13 protein-coding genes are annotated in these 16,452 nt (G+C 60.8%); 3 read left to right on the top strand and 10 right to left on the bottom strand.

The window, feature by feature from the left end; all coding sequences use genetic code 11:
• The first annotated feature begins 392 nt into the window (after positions 1-392).
• A complete protein-coding gene (locus SPITH_RS01160) occupies positions 393-2,516 on the top strand; it encodes a methyl-accepting chemotaxis protein (protein WP_014623918.1) in 2,124 nt (707 codons plus the stop codon).
• Here SPITH_RS01160 and SPITH_RS01155 read toward each other — a convergent pair.
• Positions 2,491-4,791 (bottom strand): methyl-accepting chemotaxis protein, encoded by a 2,301-nt coding sequence (locus SPITH_RS01155; protein ID WP_014623917.1) that lies wholly within the window; start codon positions 4,789-4,791, stop codon positions 2,491-2,493. The genes SPITH_RS01160 and SPITH_RS01155 overlap by 26 nt on opposite strands.
• 139 nt (positions 4,792-4,930) lie before the next feature.
• Between SPITH_RS01155 and SPITH_RS01150 the strand changes: the two genes are divergently transcribed.
• Both SPITH_RS01150 and epsC read left to right on the top strand, forming a co-directional pair.
• Positions 4,931-5,851, top strand: coding sequence for a patatin-like phospholipase family protein (locus SPITH_RS01150; RefSeq protein WP_014623916.1), 921 nt, complete (start codon positions 4,931-4,933; stop codon positions 5,849-5,851).
• Positions 5,827-6,750: a serine O-acetyltransferase EpsC gene (gene epsC, locus SPITH_RS01145; RefSeq protein ID WP_014623915.1), complete on the top strand. Its 924-nt coding sequence runs from the start codon at positions 5,827-5,829 to the stop codon at positions 6,748-6,750. The genes SPITH_RS01150 and epsC overlap by 25 nt, the downstream gene beginning before the upstream one ends.
• A gap of 1 nt (position 6,751) precedes the next feature.
• On the opposite strand, the gene SPITH_RS01140 is transcribed toward epsC, so the two are convergent.
• From SPITH_RS01140 to rpmB, 9 genes are all read right to left on the bottom strand, one after another.
• A complete protein-coding gene (locus tag SPITH_RS01140; protein WP_014623914.1) occupies positions 6,752-7,426 on the bottom strand; it encodes an SPOR domain-containing protein in 675 nt (224 codons plus the stop codon).
• A gap of 3 nt (positions 7,427-7,429) precedes the next feature.
• Positions 7,430-8,047: a dephospho-CoA kinase gene (gene coaE, locus SPITH_RS01135; RefSeq protein WP_014623913.1), complete on the bottom strand. Its 618-nt coding sequence runs from the start codon at positions 8,045-8,047 to the stop codon at positions 7,430-7,432.
• An 8-nt stretch (positions 8,048-8,055) separates the two neighbouring features.
• Entirely contained in the window at positions 8,056-10,749 is a 2,694-nt protein-coding gene (polA, locus tag SPITH_RS01130) for a DNA polymerase I (protein WP_014623912.1), read from the bottom strand.
• A 2-nt stretch (positions 10,750-10,751) separates the two neighbouring features.
• Positions 10,752-11,216 carry a flagellar export chaperone FlgN gene (gene flgN / locus SPITH_RS01125; protein ID WP_014623911.1) on the bottom strand — a complete coding sequence of 155 codons (465 nt, stop codon included), beginning with the start codon at positions 11,214-11,216 and terminating at the stop codon, positions 10,752-10,754.
• Positions 11,217-11,224: 8 nt separating this feature from the next.
• Positions 11,225-11,620, bottom strand: coding sequence for a flagellar export chaperone FliS (gene fliS, locus SPITH_RS01120; protein ID WP_013313054.1), 396 nt, complete (start codon positions 11,618-11,620; stop codon positions 11,225-11,227).
• A 70-nt stretch (positions 11,621-11,690) separates the two neighbouring features.
• On the bottom strand, positions 11,691-13,973 hold the full coding sequence (locus SPITH_RS01115) for a polysaccharide deacetylase family protein (RefSeq protein WP_014623910.1): 2,283 nt from the start codon (positions 13,971-13,973) through the stop codon (positions 11,691-11,693).
• A gap of 47 nt (positions 13,974-14,020) precedes the next feature.
• A complete protein-coding gene (locus SPITH_RS01110; protein ID WP_014623909.1) occupies positions 14,021-15,307 on the bottom strand; it encodes a PhoH family protein in 1,287 nt (428 codons plus the stop codon).
• Positions 15,308-15,429: 122 nt separating this feature from the next.
• The gene (locus tag SPITH_RS01105) at positions 15,430-15,825 is read right to left on the bottom strand and encodes a class II SORL domain-containing protein (protein ID WP_014623908.1); all 396 of its coding nucleotides are present in this window, start codon (positions 15,823-15,825) and stop codon (positions 15,430-15,432) included.
• A 357-nt stretch (positions 15,826-16,182) separates the two neighbouring features.
• Positions 16,183-16,374: a 50S ribosomal protein L28 gene (gene rpmB / locus SPITH_RS01100; RefSeq protein ID WP_014623907.1), complete on the bottom strand. Its 192-nt coding sequence runs from the start codon at positions 16,372-16,374 to the stop codon at positions 16,183-16,185.
• Between the last annotated feature and the right edge of the window lie 78 nt (positions 16,375-16,452).

The raw sequence follows: 16,452 nt of genomic DNA, 5'->3' as shown, positions 1-16,452 counted from the left end.
CTTCCATCTGCATGGCACAGTGCATAGTCCACCCTCGCTTCTATGCTCTTTGCATACCATCAGCCCAGCCCCTGCAATTCCAATATGCATAACAGCCCCAGCATGCATTGCAAAACGCATAGAAATCACCTGAAAGCACATCCCTCCTCCATTCGTATTCTCAGACATCTCTTTTCATAGGAACAAGATATCATGAACAATCCCTTCCTATCTCTTGGCACGCTAATTGCTTATGTTATCGGTGAATCCCTCCCCCATAATAACCCCCTTCCATTTGGGCTGCTTCGCATGAAGCAGCCCTTCTTGATTTCCCTTCTCTCACAGGTATGAATCTCGATGTTGCACACCGACCGCGTTTGCCCTATAGTGAACAGGAGAACGAGGAGGATTCCATGCCGAAACGAAAACTCGGACCGGGTAAACTCTTCATACGTCTCACACTCGCCATACTTCTCGTCATGGGGATCGCAGGTGCCGTCACGCTCGTCCTCACTTATGGGAACGTAAGGGAATATGTCCTCACCGTGCAGAAAGAGAACCTCACGGAGATCGTGGAGGAGGGGGGGACTCTCCTGCGGATCTACATCTCTCAAATGAGACTCCTCCTTCAACTTTCCTCCCAGAACCCCAACGTCCTCTCGGCGTTCCGGAACCCCACCCTTTCGCTTCTCGATGAGGTGGAAACCACCATCTCACTCCAGACCGAAGGGGTATGCAAGGACGTGATATTCCTCTCCCCCTCGGGAGACGCCCTCGCAGAACGAGACAGGAGCGCGGTGTCACAGCTCGGTCTCTCTCCATCTTCGATCGCATCGAACTACAGCCGTACCCGGTCACCCGTCCTCCTCGACACCTACCTTCCCACGCAGGGAGGAGTCCTCGCCTATTTGGTGACACCCGTATTCCGACCCGGGAGCGAAGAACTCGAAGGGTATCTGGCCTGGGGATTGGACCTCTATTTCCTGTTCGTACGCTTCCTTTACCACTCACAGGGGAAGACCGGAAGCACCATTCTCATCGACGACGACGGCACGGTCCTCGGGTACAGAGATGCCACACAACTCCTCTCTTCGTTTCGGGATACTCCACTCTTCCAGGCCCTTTCAACCGAACGAACGAACAAGGGAAGCACCGCCGGCTCCCTCTCCCTGAAAGGGGGAAGGGGCAACATCGTGGTCGCCTACTACTGGATCCCCCAGGAGGATATGCCCTGGGCCGTGGCTTTCTCTATTGAAGAGGCTGACCTCCTCTCGACCCTCCGTCGGAGTTTCACCTACTCGGCAGGCATGATCCTTCTCGGCCTGGCCGGGGCAGTAGTATTGATCCTCCTCATACTCCGGGCATTGGTGGGAAAGAGAATCGAACTCCTTCAGACATACTTCACCAGAGCCTCGCAGGGCGATCTCACCGTGCAGCCACGGGTGAGAGGCGACGACGAAATCGCCTACATCTTCCTCCTCTTGAGAGAATTCCTCGCCACCCTCCGGAACCTTCTTCTCGACGTACAGCGCAGGATGGGGGCACTCGAGCACACGGGCATCACCCTGGAACAGATCGCCGAGGAGACATCCACCGCGGTCGAGCAAATACAGCGCACCATGGAACAACTCACCCAGCACGCCCACAACCAGACCACCAGTGTGGTGGAAACCTCGGCAGCCATGGAGCAGATGGCGAAAAACATAGAGGCCCTCACAAGAGCCATCGAACGACAAGCGTCCACTATAGAAGCATCCTCGGCTTCTATCGAAGAGCTCGTGGCCAACATAGACTCCCTCGCGGAGGTCGCGAATCGGCTCATGAAGGGGGTCGAGGACCTCCACCAGGCCTCCGACACCGGCAAGGAGAAGCTCTCCTCCCTCATCGATCTCACCACCCTGGTCCAGGAGGCCTCAGCAAAACTCCAGGACGCCAACACCGTCATCGCGACAATCGCTTCACAGACCAACCTCCTCGCGATGAACGCCGCCATAGAGGCGGCCCATGCGGGAGAAAGGGGCAAGGGCTTCGCCGTGGTGGCCGATGAGATCCGAAAGCTGGCCGAGGAATCGGGGGCACACTCCAAACGGATCCGGCTCCAGATCAAGGACATCACCAGAGCCATCGAACAGATGGCCGCAGCCTCTGGGGAGGCGGATACCGCCTTCGGCACGATCCTGGGGAGGATCAACGAGCTGACCGGCCTCATCCAGGAGATTCAGGCGGCCCTTACCCAACAACGGAGCGGGAGCCAGGAGATCGTCTCCTCCCTCGTGGAGATGAAGGACCTCACCCACCAGGTGAGGAGCGGCGCCCGGGAGATGGAAGAGGGCAACAGGCAGATACTGGAAGCCACCACCAACCTCAAGGAGATCACCGAAGAGGTGAAGCAGGCCATACGTGAGGTGGAAGAGGGCACATCCCGCATCGTGGACTCCATCCTCAAGGTCCGCGCCCAGAGTGAGGAGAACCGCACCCACATACAGGCCCTCTCGGAGACCCTCTCACAATTCAAAATCCATGAGGAAGAGGAGTAGAGCCTCCCTCCGGCCGCTCCACCAAAGACGCGAGTCTTCTCCCCTGCTCCGAGAAACGGGAGAGGTGCTCCTCGATGGTCCCGAGGGCCGACCTGAAACGGGTCATCTCCTCCTGCAGGCTCGAATAGGTACCATGGAGGCTCTCTCCCAGCTCACGAGAGGTCTCGATATTGTGCATCACCTGGTTAAGCACCTCGCTCGTCTCCTTGGCACGCTGGGCGGTGGTATCTGCGAGCTTTCTCACCTCCTCAGCGATCACCTTGAACCCCCTGCCGTGCTCTCCGGCGCGGGCAGCCTCGATGGAGGCATTGATCGCAAGGAGGTTGATGCGCTGTGAGACATCGTCGATCAGCAAGAGCAGGTCCTGCATGAACCGGGCGTGCTCCGCGATAGAAGTAGTAATCTTGAGGTTCTCTTCAAACATTCCGCTCCGGCGGGAAATCTCCTCTGAAATTCTCGCCATCTCTTTGAGCTGCTCCTCTGAAATGGCCCCCACCGATCCCAAGGCCTCGAACAGAGAGGACACGGTGGCACGGATCTCATCCGCCCACACCTGAAGCTGTCGAGTCGTTTTTCTCATCGCCTCGAGAGTATGAATGGAAAGCACCGTGCTCGCCACCTGGGAGGCGAACGAATGGTAGAACCCGGTGAAGATCTCACGGGCGGAAACCATCATGTAGCCCAGATAACGCTGTCCGATGAGCAGAGGGAAGACGGAGAGTGCACCGGGGTGCTGCGGGGGAAGGATGTGGGGAGGAAGCAACTCGAGTGTGTTGAAACCTACATCGCCTTCCCCTCCGGCTTTTCCTGAAACGAGGAGCGAGGAGGTCTCCGGAAGGACGGCCCCGGTATAGCAGGATTCCCACTTCTCGGAGGGGAAGAGGACGAAATGGAGATACGAGATCGAGAGCCTTTCCTTCAGTTCCAGGAGTGAAGACTTCAACTTTCCCATATCCTCGGACGAGCGGATCGCCCGCAGGAGATCCTGCGAACGAAGGAACTTCTCGGTGGTGTTCATAAGATGGGTCTGTGCCTCGTGCGAGACTGCTTCTATGAAGAGTACGTAGGCCTTCTGAAGGAATATCGTGAACTGGGAATACCGCTCGGGCCTGTAACGCTGAAAGAAGGAAGCAATCGCGCCCAAGATGCGAAGCCACCGCTCCATGTCCCGGTTTTCCCTCCTCTCATGGACGAACACGGCGAACGTGGTCCTCAGACAGACATCCAGGTGTTCCCTGTCCGGCAGATCGAGATAGGCAGCCAGATGTCCCACGAGAGTTCTCAGGAGGGACTCCTCGACAGGAGTGAAGGATATGCCGAGACGCTCCTCGCAGAAACGAATGAGGACCTCCTCTGATTCCTCTTCGTCGCCTTTCTCGAAGGTGAAGGCCATCTCTCCCCCCGCCATCTCCACGTTCCGAGAGAAACACCCACAGGAATCTCGGAACCGCGGCTCCGCGACAGAAACCTCCGAGTCGGGTCTCTCTCCGGAGGAGAGCCACTCGTGGAGGAGTCGGATCGCCGCCATCCCTTGTTCCTTGACGGGCTGATACACCGTGGAAAGCGGCACCTCATTGCTCCTCGCAGCGGGGATATCGTCGAATCCGGTGAGAAGCACATCATCAGGGACTCCCACACCTCGCTTCACGAGGTACTCATAGGCCCCCAGGGCCATGAGGTCGTTCGCAGCGACGACTGCCCGGGGTTTCCTGTCGGAGGTGTTCCATATCGCCTCCATGGCCGTATAACCGCTCTCCTTCTCGAAAGTCCCTTCCCCTACCCAGTCTTCTCTCACAGGAATTCCATGCGCATCGAGGACACTCTCGAATACCCTCCACCGAGCCTGGGCCTCCGGGTTGTGATGTGGCCCCCCGATGAAGGCGAGGTCGTGTACCCCATGGTGACGAATCAGATGTTCCACGAGCAGACGCATGCCGGCCTCGTTGTCCACACCCACCACAGGCAGGCCTTCGTACTCCACCCCGATGGAAACGAGCGGCACCGAGGTACGCTCCCGGACATAGGAAAGGATTCGGGCAGGATCCCCATGTGTCGCATACGTGCTCGTGGCCACGATGCACCCATCCCACGAGGGACTCCTCAAGAAGTCGTAGAGTGTGTTGACCACCCGGTCTTCGGGATCGGGGCTGTCGATAAGTTCTCCGGGTAACGCGATACACTGGACACCCAGCTTCTCGACCTCCTCCTGCACCCCCTCCCAGAGTGCGAGCTGATAGTCGTTCATGAGCCTGTTGATCAGGAATGCTACCCTCATAGCACATCCTCCTCCGATTTGTCCTCTTGCAGTATAAAACCGTATATATACTGCGTGCAACTCTTTTACGACCGCTTCCTCACTCTCGCTCTCTATTGACACCACCCTATCCATATTCTACTGTGACCCCGGGGGTGACATGACGAAACGATGGGCACTGGTGCTCTCGGGCGGTGGAGCCAAAGGTCTCGCTCACGTGGGCGTCCTCGAGGCCCTCGAGGAACTGGGGTACAAACCCTCGCTCGTGGTGGGTACCTCCATGGGCGCCATCGTGGGCGGGCTCTACGCCACAGGCATGGGCCCTGCCCGTATGAGGGACTTCCTCGAGGACTTCGATATCAGGGACTACCTCACGGGCTTCTCCTTCCAGCTCCCCGAGAACCTCCCCTTCATCCGCATCCTCCAGGCGGGGGAGGCACTCGGCAACCTCCTCAAGGATACCGGCATGGAACCCGGCACCAAGATCTACGAGCTGCTCAGGGACCTCACCCAGGAGCTCTCGTTCGAGGATCTCGCCCTTCCCTTCAGGTGCAATGCGGTGGACCTCATCTCCGGCATCCAGCAGGTCTTCTCCACGGGGAGCCTCGCCGATGCGATCAGGGCCTCCATGTCCTTCCCCGGCGTCTTCAAACCCTGGAAGATAGGCGAGGGCCTCTACGTGGACGGCGGTATCGTGGACAACATGCCCGTATGGATCGCAAGGATGATGGGCTACGCTCCGGTCATCGCCGTGAACGTGGCGCCGAGGACCCCAGTGAAGGAGGTGCACATCCAGAACGGGATCGACGTGATCATGCGCTCCTTCTCCCTCGTCGCGTCCCGGATACCGCGCCACTACCAGAACGTACCCGACCTGGAGATCGTGGCGAGCGATGGGACTTCCCCCTTCGACTTCTCCCGGAAGGACGTCCTCATCCACCTGGGAAAGGACCTCACCCTCGCCCACAGGGACAGGATAAAGGCCCTCGTGAGACCGGGGGTCTCCCGCCTCATCCACCTCCCCGACAGGCTCATCTCATACATGAGGAGGAAACGATGGGTGCCAGACTGGAGAAGATAACCGGTACGCTCATATCCTCCTACGAGAGAGAAGGCGGCATCAACTACATGGACGAGTGCAACCTCCCCTCGAAGATGGGGGTGATCCGCATCCTCTCCGATATAGAGGCACTCCTCTTCCCGGGTTTCAGGGAGAACGACGGGATTCGGCGGGACACCGTCCGCCTCTTCACGCAGGAACTTCTCACACGCGTCCTCCGTGACCTTTCCGACGAGGTGGAGAAGAGCATCCACTTCAGTGAACGGCGCACGCGGGGCAGGCTCTCCCGGGAACACAGGGTCAAGGTAAGGGAAGAGGCCGAGGAGATCACCTATCGCTTCCTGGAGCGGCTCCCCGAGGTGCGACGCCTCCTCGTGTACGATGTGAAGGCCACCCTCGAGGGCGACCCGGCCGCGAAGTCAGAAGAAGAGGTAATCCTCTCCTACCCGGGAATCGAGGCCATCCTGGTGTATCGTGTGGCCCACATCCTCTGGACCGAAGGCGTACCCCTCATCCCTCGGATGATGACGGAGTACGTCCACGGAAAGACGGGGATCGACATCCATCCCGGTGCCACTATAGGTGAAGGCCTCTGCATCGACCATGGTACCGGCGTGGTGATAGGCGAGACCACGGTCATAGGCAACAACGTGAAGATCTACCAGGGGGTCACCCTGGGCGCCTTGAGTGTGAAGAAATCGGAAGCAAATGTGAAGCGTCATCCCACCATCGAGGACAACGTCACCATCTACGCCGGCGCCACCATCCTCGGAGGGAGCACCGTGATAGGACACCACTCCATCATCGGGGGCAACGTGTGGCTCACGAGCTCGGTGCCTCCCTACAGCAAGATCTACAACCAGCCCTCCCGTTACGTGGTAAAACCCGGGAAAGAGGAGCCACACGACTTTCAGATATAGCCTACGGATCCCTTCGGTACACCAGGGAGATGTAACTCTTCTCGTACCCCTCGAGATTCCGTATGGAAGCGAGGAACTTCTCGGCCTCGGCCTTTTTCTCGTAAGGACCGAGGCGTACCCTGTAGTAGGTGACCCCGTCCATGGTCTTGGTGACGATCCTTGCCGTGATCCCCTTCTCCCCGAGATCCTCAACCACGTGGGCGGCCCTCGCCTGAGACGTGAAGGAGGCGATCTGGATCCAGAACTCTTCCCGCACCACGGGAGTGGGAGTATGCTCCACCGCTCTCGTCTCCACCCGGGGAGTCGGGGTTCGGGTGGGAGAGGGGGCGGGAGCCCGGTCCCCCCGAGAGACCGGGCGCACCGGAGTCGGTGAGGGGGCGGCCTGTACCGCCACAGGGGCAGGAGAGGGCGTGGGGGACTCGCTCCCGAAGAGGGTCTCGGTCACGATGAACTCGCCTTCCAGGGGCTCCTCCCCTTCGAGGAGGCCGGGGAATCCCTCCCCCTCCCTCACCCACTCCACTGCATCAAAGCCACTCTGCCGGGGCTGCTCCCCGGCGGTCACCACCTGCACAGGCTTCTCCTCCCGAGGGGTAAGCCACCACATCCCCACAAGAACCACCACGAGGAGAAACACGCTCACACCCACGAGCACGACAAGGATGCGTTCTCTGTCCATATCCTATGAAACCCCCTCTCTGAGATACCCCCACCGTACGAGGAGGGTGGCGATCTTGTCTCTGAGATGCCGTTTCGATCCCACGTTGCTCACATATTCAGTATCGACACCGCAGGAAAAAGGTTGAGAGAAGAGCGCATGTTGCGCCCGGAGGATCCTCACCGCCTCGCGCACCGATCTCCCATCCCTCCGCACGAGCCGCCACACCCGCACCCACCACGGCGCCCGCACCACCACCACCCGATCACACACCGCATCGAGCCCCATCCTCCCCAGCAGCGCCGCATCCACCACCACCGGCCCCCTCCTCCCCTCCACCCGCCGCATCACCTCCTCCCGCATCCACGGGTGCACCACCCGTTCCAGCCGTTCCCTCGCCTCCCTGTCCGCAAAGACCACCCGCCCGAGCACCCGCCTGTCCACCCGCCCCTCCCTCACCACCCCCTCACCGAAGATCCGCACCACCTCCCCCCGACACACATCCAACGCCTTGTGACCCACCTCATCCACATCCACCACCTCTCCGCCGAGCAGCTCCGCCACCATTCCCGCCACCAGGCTCTTCCCCGCCCCTGCAGGCCCCGTCACCCCTATCACCGGCGGCCGCACACCCTCTCCCACACGCCCCCCTAGTGGGCCTCTCCCCAGTTCCTCCCCACCCCTATCTCCACCCGAAGCGGCACCGAGAGCCGCACCACCCCCTCCATCCGCTCCCTCACCAGCCGCTTCATCACCTCGAGCTCCTCGGGAGGCACCTCGAAGATGAGCTCGTCGTGCACCTGGAGGATCATCCGGGAGGCGAGCCCCATCCTCCGCATCTGGGCGTCCAGGTCGATCATCGCCAGCTTGATGATATCCGCGCCCGAGCCCTGGATCGGCGTGTTCACCGCGATTCGCTCCGCTCCTGTCTTCTGCGTCTTGTTCCGGCTCGTGATGTAGGGAAGCGGCCGCTTCCTCCCGAAGAGCGTGGTCACGTACCCCTTCTCCTCCGCCTCGGCGATCGTCCGTTCGATGAACGCCCTCACCCCCGCATACGTGGTGAAGTACGCATTGATGAACCGTTCGGCCTCCTTGCGCGGGATACCGAGCTCCCTCGAGAGCCGGAAGGCCGACATCCCGTAGATCACGCCGAAGTTGATCGTCTTGGCGATCCTCCGCTGCTCGGGCGTCACTGTCTCGGGCGGCACCCCGAACAGGAGGCTCCCCGTAGCCCGGTGTACGTCCTCGCCCTCCCTGAACGCCCTGCAGAGAGCCGGATCCCCCGAGAGATGGGCCAGGATCACGAGCTCGATCTGAGAGTAGTCCGCGCTCAGGAACCACCAGCCCCGCTGCGGCACGAACGCCTCCCTGATCCGGCGACCCTCCTCGGTCTTGATCGGGATGTTCTGGAGGTTGGGATCCTTGCTCGAGAGCCGTCCCGTGGCCGTCCCCACCTGGCTGAACCAGGTATGAAGCCGGCCCGTCTCCGGATTCACGAGCCCGGGAAGCACGTCCACATAGGTGTTCTTCAACTTGGTGAGACTTCGGTACTCCAGGACCTTCGCCGCCACCGGATCCTGAGCGGCCAGCTCCTCCAACACGCTCGTGTCCGTGGAAAAACCGGTCTTGGTCTTCTTCACCGGCGGCAGCCCCCGCTCCACGAACAGCACCTCCTGGAGCTGCTTGGTGGACCCCACGTTGAACTCGTGCCCGACGAGATCGAATATCTCATTCTCTATATTAGAGATGCGCTCATCGAGTTCCCTGCCGAAGGCCGACAGAGCCTCCCCGTCGAGCCCGATCCCCCACTCCTCCATCCGAGCGAGGATGGAGAGGAGCGGCATCTCCATCTCGTAGAAGACCCGCCCGAGATCCCCGGCCTCGAGACGTTCCTTCAAGACCCGGGAGAGCCGCAAGGCGATGTCCGCATCCTCGGCCGCGTACACCCCTGCCTCGGCCACCGGCACCGTCTCGAACGAAGCCCCCTTTTCCACTACGTCCTTGTAATGGATGGTGCGCCACCCCAGATACTTCTCCGCGAGCCTGTCGAGGTTGTAGCGCCCGGCATCCGACTCCAGCAGCCACGCCGCCACCATGGTATCGAAGAACGGCCCCTCCGGACGGACGCCCCATCGCCTGAGCACGTGATAGTCGAACTTCAGGTTCTGCCCCACCTTCGACACCTTCTGTGAGGCAAGAAGCGGCGTGAGGACCTCGCGCACCACGTCGGCGGGAAGCGGCCGCACATCCGGAGCCGCGAGCGGCACGTAGCACGCCCGCCCCTCGTCCACCGCGAGCGAGACACCCACGAGACGGCACGTGAGAGGGTCGAGCCCGTCGGTCTCGGTATCCACGGCCACCACCCCCCTCTCCAGGGCCTTGTCCACCCATCGGGCGAGGGAGGCCCGGTCGGTGACCACCTCGTAGGAGACACCCGCCCTGGAGGGACCCTCCACCTCGAGGGTCGGCTTCTCCCCCACGGCAGGACTCCCTCCCACCTCCTGGGCCAAGCTCCGTATGTCGTAGGCGAGAAAGAGCTCCCTCGCCCGCTGTACCTCGGGTTCCCTCCGCCTGAGATCCTCGATCGTGAGGGAGAGTTCGAGGTCCGTCCGTATCGTGGCGAGATCCCTGCTCAGGAAGGCCCGCTCTCGTCCCCCCTCGAGCTTCTTCCTCAACGAGGGAGAGAGCTCGTCGAGGTGGGCATAGACTCCCTCGAGCGACCCATACTCGGCGAGGAGGCGCCGGGCCGTCTTCTCACCGATCCCCTCCACACCCGGGATGTTGTCGGAGGCATCCCCCACCAGGGCCAGGAAGTCCACGATCTGATCCGCCCGAACCCCCCACTTCTCCTTCACCCCCTCCTCGTCGAGAATCACGAAATCGTCCTTGTCCATCCGGACGATCCTCACTCCCTTCGTGACCAGCTGGGCGAGGTCCTTGTCGCCCGATACCACGAAACACGGGCGTCCCTCCGCCTGGGCCATGGCGGCGAGCGTACCCATCACGTCGTCCGCCTCGAACCCGTTCATCCGGACGGTAGCGAACCCCAAGGCCTCGAGGATCTCTTCGATCACCGGGATCTGCGGATGGAGATCCTCCGGTGTCTTCTGCCTGGTGGCCTTGTAGGCCTCGAAGGTCTTCTCCCTGAAGGTGGGCGTGAGGGAATCGAGCACCACGCCACAATAGACAGGATCGTACTCCTTCACGAATCTGAAAAGCATACGAAAGAAGCCGTAGATCGCAGACGTGTTGCGCCCGTCCTTGGTCCTCATGGGGGCCCTGATGAGGGCGAAGTAGGCGCGATAGATGAGGCCGTAGGCATCTATGAGGAAGAGCGGTTTCATCCTTAGGTGAAGATATCAACCGAATGGGAAGTCTGGGAAGAGGCGAAGAGGGTCTTCCTAAACTGAGGGATACGCAGGGCCTCTATCCGCTCTTTGAGCGAAGCCATCTGGAGCTGGAGGAGCTTCCGGTTCTCCTCGTTGTGTGCGAAGGCCTTACGGGTGAGATCTCCCACCGATCGTTCCAGCTGCTCGATCTCTCTGTGCCCTGTGGGATACATGGCCCGGTACATCTCCTTGAGAGGGACGATCACCCTCTGGAGTGAGAAGAGATCCTTGAGGATACGATGCTCCATCTCCACGTGGATGTGGAGGCGCTCCACGTCCTCAGAGGTGATGGCCTCCTCCTCGCGCTCAAGGAGCTCGAGGTAGTCGACCAGCCGTTCCCGCTGCTTTACGAGGTAGTCCCTCAATCTCCTGAGGAGCGCCACACGGGCGTCAAGCTCCTCCATGGTGAGCATATCCGCCATGCATCCTCCTACACCTGTGCCTCGGGGGCCATGTGGGCGATCTGTGCCCAGGCCTCCCGGAGGGAAGCGAGCATATCCCGCACCTTCCTGAGCAGCTCCGGATCCTTGCGGATGTTGGCCTCCATGAGCTGTTCGTCGAAGAAGAGGTAGAGACTCAAGAGGTTTTTCGCGAGGTCCCCCCCCCGATCGAGATCCAGAGAGGAGGCCAGTTCAGCCACGATATCCTGAGCCTTGATGACGGCATTGTGGACCCTGTCGAGCTGTCTCGTTCCCTGCTCGAGGAGCTCGATCGCCGTATCGATATTCCTTATGGCTCCGTCGTAGAGCATGACGATGAGCTTCCCCTGGCTCGCGGTCTTGATCGAGGTCTGTTTGTAGGCATTGATGGCGTTCTGTGGTTTCAAGGTCCTACCCCTCTCTGCATTATCTATCGGAGCGACGGACGCTCCTCTTTATGGAAATATCCCAAGGATCTCACCGCGCGTGCTCCATGAGTTCCGAGACCGTCACGAACCGGTATCCCCTCGCAATGAGTTCATTCAGGAACACGTCGAGCTTCTGGAAGAGATAGTCCTCACGCCGCCGAACCGGGTCCTTCTCGTCGGGCCTCCCCACGGTGAAGGCGACGATCGACCCGGGCTTCTTCATACTCACGATCCGTTCCACGAGCCGGGCGGCCGGAGCATAGAGCCTCGACTCCCCCTCTCTTGTGAACTGGGGGACCCAGTCGAGGCTGTCGACATCGCAGCCCACGTACACGTAGTTCATGGCCGCCGCCGCCCTGAGGAGATCCTCCCTCACGAAATAATACGGCGCGTGCCACAGAAGGGCAAGCTCTCTGCCCGTGATCTCGAAATACTCGTCCTCGGTACGGGCGAGCCCCTGTTGTATGAATCCTTCGGAGAGCGCAAAACGGGAATCCGACATGTCGAAATGAGTGTAGAAGAGCGATCCCACCTCAGCCGCGAAGGTGGAGATCTGCCTCGTAGCCCCGGGATTCTCCCTCATGAAGTCGCCGTTCAAGAAGAACGTGGCCTTCACCCCGTACTCCTTGAGGAGCTCGAGGACCCGGACCAACCCCTCGGCCGAGGAGATCGCGTTGAACACCAGGGCCACCTCCCGTCTCCTGAGTCGGGATCCATGCGTGAAGTAGGTGAAATCAACCGATTCGTCTTTCTCCGGAAAGGGTTCATACGAACGCTCGGGCGGGGGGAAGAGCGGGTATGTCGAGAGGCCTTGCAGATCCCTCACCATCACGATGTTCCGATAGGGCTGTTCGGGGAGATCCTGGAGATACACACGGTAGGCACTCGTGTTGAGGACGGGCGCCCCGGCGGCAGGACGATCCTCCCTCACCTCGAAGACCGCCCGGGCGACATCCCACTGCACCGTATCCTTCCCTGCCCACACCATGGGCCGGTAGTCTCCCACCGTGAAGCCGAGTCCTTCGGGCTGGGAGATGCAGAGCAGTGCCTTCAGGCTCCCGTCCCTGCCGTACCGGGACACCGACCACCTGCCGCCCACCACGAGATCGTCTCCTGCCCACGCGAGCACCACGGGCTCGGGGTGATCGATCCTCCCCACCTCGGTCCACGAGTCGTAGCGGTAGAGGTGGACTCCGTCCTCCATGGCCAAGGCGAGGTAGGACCCGTCCTCGGACAGGGCCCACACCTGCGGTCGTTCCTCCCGTTCCTCGAAGACCCGCTGGGAACCCACCACCATCCAGAAGAGGCGCCTCTCCACCGTGCCGTCGTGCACCTCCTTCACGAACAGGGTGAGCTTTCCCTCATCGTCCCACACCACGTCCTCGAGGTACATGCGCCGGGGGAGCACGAGCGACGGTTCCTGGAGTGCACCGCCCTCGTAGTCCTCACGGTCGAGGGGATAGAGGAAGACGTCCCGCCCCGCCCTGCAGAACAGCACGAAGTTCTCCTCCGGCCCGATCCACAACCGGTCGAAATTGGGATCGAAGTGAAAGGGGAGCTTCCCCACCACTCGACCCACCTTCACCACCCCGTAGTAGAAGCCATGGGTGAAAATCTCCTCCTTCCGGAAGACCTTTATGACCGTACCCTCCACGAAGTAGAGACGCCCTCCCCCTCCCCAGAACACCGAGCCGATCTTCCCCCGTCCCATGACCCTTCGCTCCGGTGAGAGAACCCTCCCCTCCCGCCACTGGGAGATCGAGAAGTAGTAGACCATACCATCGTGGGCGTAGAGAAAGAGCGAGCTGTCAGGTGCCCAGGAGACAGGGATCTCTCGGTACGAGAGCTCGATCCCCTCGGCCACCACCACCTCCTCCCCGGTCTCGAGGTCCACCATCACGAGGGTACCGTACGCCGGGGAGTCCTTCTCGAAGTGCACCAGGTACCGGCCGTCGGGCGAAGTAGCGATGGGCAGCGGAGAAGTGGTGGCGATCTCGGCTCCTCTCACGAAGGCGGGAAACCTCTCCACCACCTCGACCCTTCCCCCCTCGAGAGGGATACGGAAGAGGCCGTAGCGATTGTAGATCTGCACCTTTCCCAAGGCGGGAAGGAACCTCATCCGTTCAGGGAAGAACGAGAGCTGCTGGAGGGTGCCGGTGCCCGGCTCGGCCCAGAATGCGGTACGATACGCTCCTACGCCGGGCACGGAGAGCGAGGCAGTGAAGAGTACGGTGTTGAGGGGAGAGAGCACGAGGTCCGAGAAGACCACCTCCTCTGCACCGAGAAGGAACGAACAGAGGAGACCCAGGCTCACGAGGAGACGACGCCACATCTCTCTTACTCTCGGCAGATCACACCTCCCGGTTGAGGGGAACCTCCCTAGAGGAGCTCGGCGGCGAGCTCCGCAAGGGTGCTTCGTTCGGACTTGTGGAGCGTCACGTGGCCGAAGATCTCCTGGCCCTTGAAGGCCTCCACGAGATAAGTGAGGCCGTTGGAGTTCGCATCGAGGTAAGGGCTGTCGATCTGGAAAGGATCACCAGTGAGGACCATCTTGGTGTGGTGACCCGCCCTGCTCACGATGGTCTTTATCTCGTGGGGCGAGAGATTCTGGGCCTCGTCGATGATGATGTACTGGTAGGGGAGAGACCTCCCTCTGATGAAGGAAAGCGCCTCCATCTCGATCACGTCCTGGGCGAGGAGCTCCTCCACGCTCTTGACGTGTCCCCTGGAGTACACACTCACCAGGTAGTCGAGGTTGTCGAAGATCGGCTGCATCCAATGGGAGAGCTTCTCCTCCTTGTCACCGGGGAGGAAACCGATATCCTTTCCCATGGGCACTACCGGGCGGGTCACGAGGAGACGTTTGTACGCCTTGTCCTCGAGTACCTTCTTGAGTCCCGCAGCGAGAGCGAGGAGGGTCTTCCCCGTACCGGCCTTGCCCACCAAGGTCACGAGCTGCACCTCGTCGTCGAGGAGCAGGTCGAAGGCCATCTCCTGTTCACGATTGCGCGGCTTCACCCCCCACACACTCGAAGGTCGGGGAATCACATACCGCAACGTGTGGTCCTCGTGGCGGTACCGGGTGAGCATCTCCCGGCCCGAGTGCGCCCCTTTGAGCACCACGAACTGGTTGGGATAGAACGCGCCGGGCGACGACACGGCCTCCTCCCGGTCGAGATCATCGAGCGTCTCCTCCTTGGCGTCCTGCTCCACGTACCCGCTGTAGAGACTCTCGATGTTCACCTTCTGCTTCTCGTAGTCCACGGCCTTGAGCCCGAGGGCCGTGGCCTTCACCCGGGCGTTGATGTCCTTCGAGACGAAGAAGACCTCCTTCCCGTGCTTCTGCAGGTGGTAAGCGGCGAGGAGGATCTGGTTATCGGGCTTGTCCGAGAGAAAGCCCTTTTCGTCCTTCCAGAATCCGAGGAGCACACGGAGCACGATCCCGTGCTCTATCGCCACGCCCTCGCTCAGGTTTCCCTTCTTGCGCCGCTCGTCCAGGAACCTGATCGCAGCACGGGCGTTCCTGCCCCGTTCGTCGCTGAAGCTTTTGAGCTTGTCGAGCTCCTCGAGCACCCAGATGGGGATGACCACCTCGTTGTCCTTGAAGCTGAGGATGGCATCAGGGCGGTGGATGAGGACGTTGGTGTCGAGAACGAAGGTCTTCATGGCGGTCCCTCCCCTCCTGGCGAAGCGGCCCGCATCAAAGCCTTGTAAAAACGCAGGGCCGTGGCTCCCTTCCAGGATACACCACAGCCCTCGCTTTTTCCAGTGAAGGGGCACCGTCCTCCTCAGCCCTCCGGCTTCACCTCCACACTACTCTCCCAGAGGCCGTGGATGTTGCAATAGCTCTCGGCCACCAGGGTGCCGGGTTTGTCGAGCTTCACCTTGAACACCGCCACCGGCTCGGTGTAGGCAGGACCGGTGTTCGGTCCCGCAGTGGTGGCGCCATGGGCATTGAACTCGGCACACCCCAGGTCGATGGCGAACTTTCCATCCACATCCTTGTAGTAGAGGCGGATCCATTGGATGAAATGCTCGGTGGTGTTGGGATGGGGGATCTCCTTGCCCACCGTCACCGTGACGAGCACCGCCTCCCCCTTCTTCACCTTTCCGGGAAGCTCGATGACCGGCACATGTTTCTCGGTCTTGAAATCGTCGCTCTTGATCCATTCTCCAAGGGCCATACACTCCTCCTTGTGAATCTGGTCGATAGGGAAAAGTATATACCCTCACCCGAGAGGGCGCAAGGAGAGATCCTCTTCCCCCGGAACCGGGGGACGATCAAGAGACGAGGTGCACGATGGAGCATCGTCTCACCATCCACGAGACCATCCAGGACCTCGCGGGGCGCCCCTCCCCTCCACCATCCCCTCGAACATGGGAAGGCCCGTGGATCGGGCCGGAACACCACACCCCTCCCCGGTCCATGGACGCCGCACATCCGACAGGATACGAGGAAACCGTGGCTCCTCCGCATGAAGAGGTCGGGGACAAAAAGAGACTCCCCTCTCCGGAGAGTCCTCTCTGCACAGAGGTCCGCGTCAGACCGCCTTCACCACTTTCCCCGATCTCAGACACCTCGTACAGATCTTGATGGTCCTCACGCGCTTACCGTCCACGATCTGGATCTTCTGGATATTCGGCTTGAAGGTGCGCTTGCTCCGGTTGTGGGCATGGCTCACCGTAAATCCACTGCGCGTCTGTTTCCCACAGATTTCACAACGCCGTGCCATCGGTAACTCCCTCGTGCGAAATGTTGTGCCACTATACCAGAAACTCACATCCCTGTAAAGTTACCCCGACCCCGGGCC

The organism is Spirochaeta thermophila DSM 6578 (assembly GCF_000184345.1).
GTDB lineage: Bacteria > Spirochaetota > Spirochaetia > Winmispirales > Winmispiraceae > Winmispira > Winmispira thermophila.
Note: the sequence above shows the minus strand (reverse complement) of the source record. Positions and strands in the feature narration are given on the sequence as shown.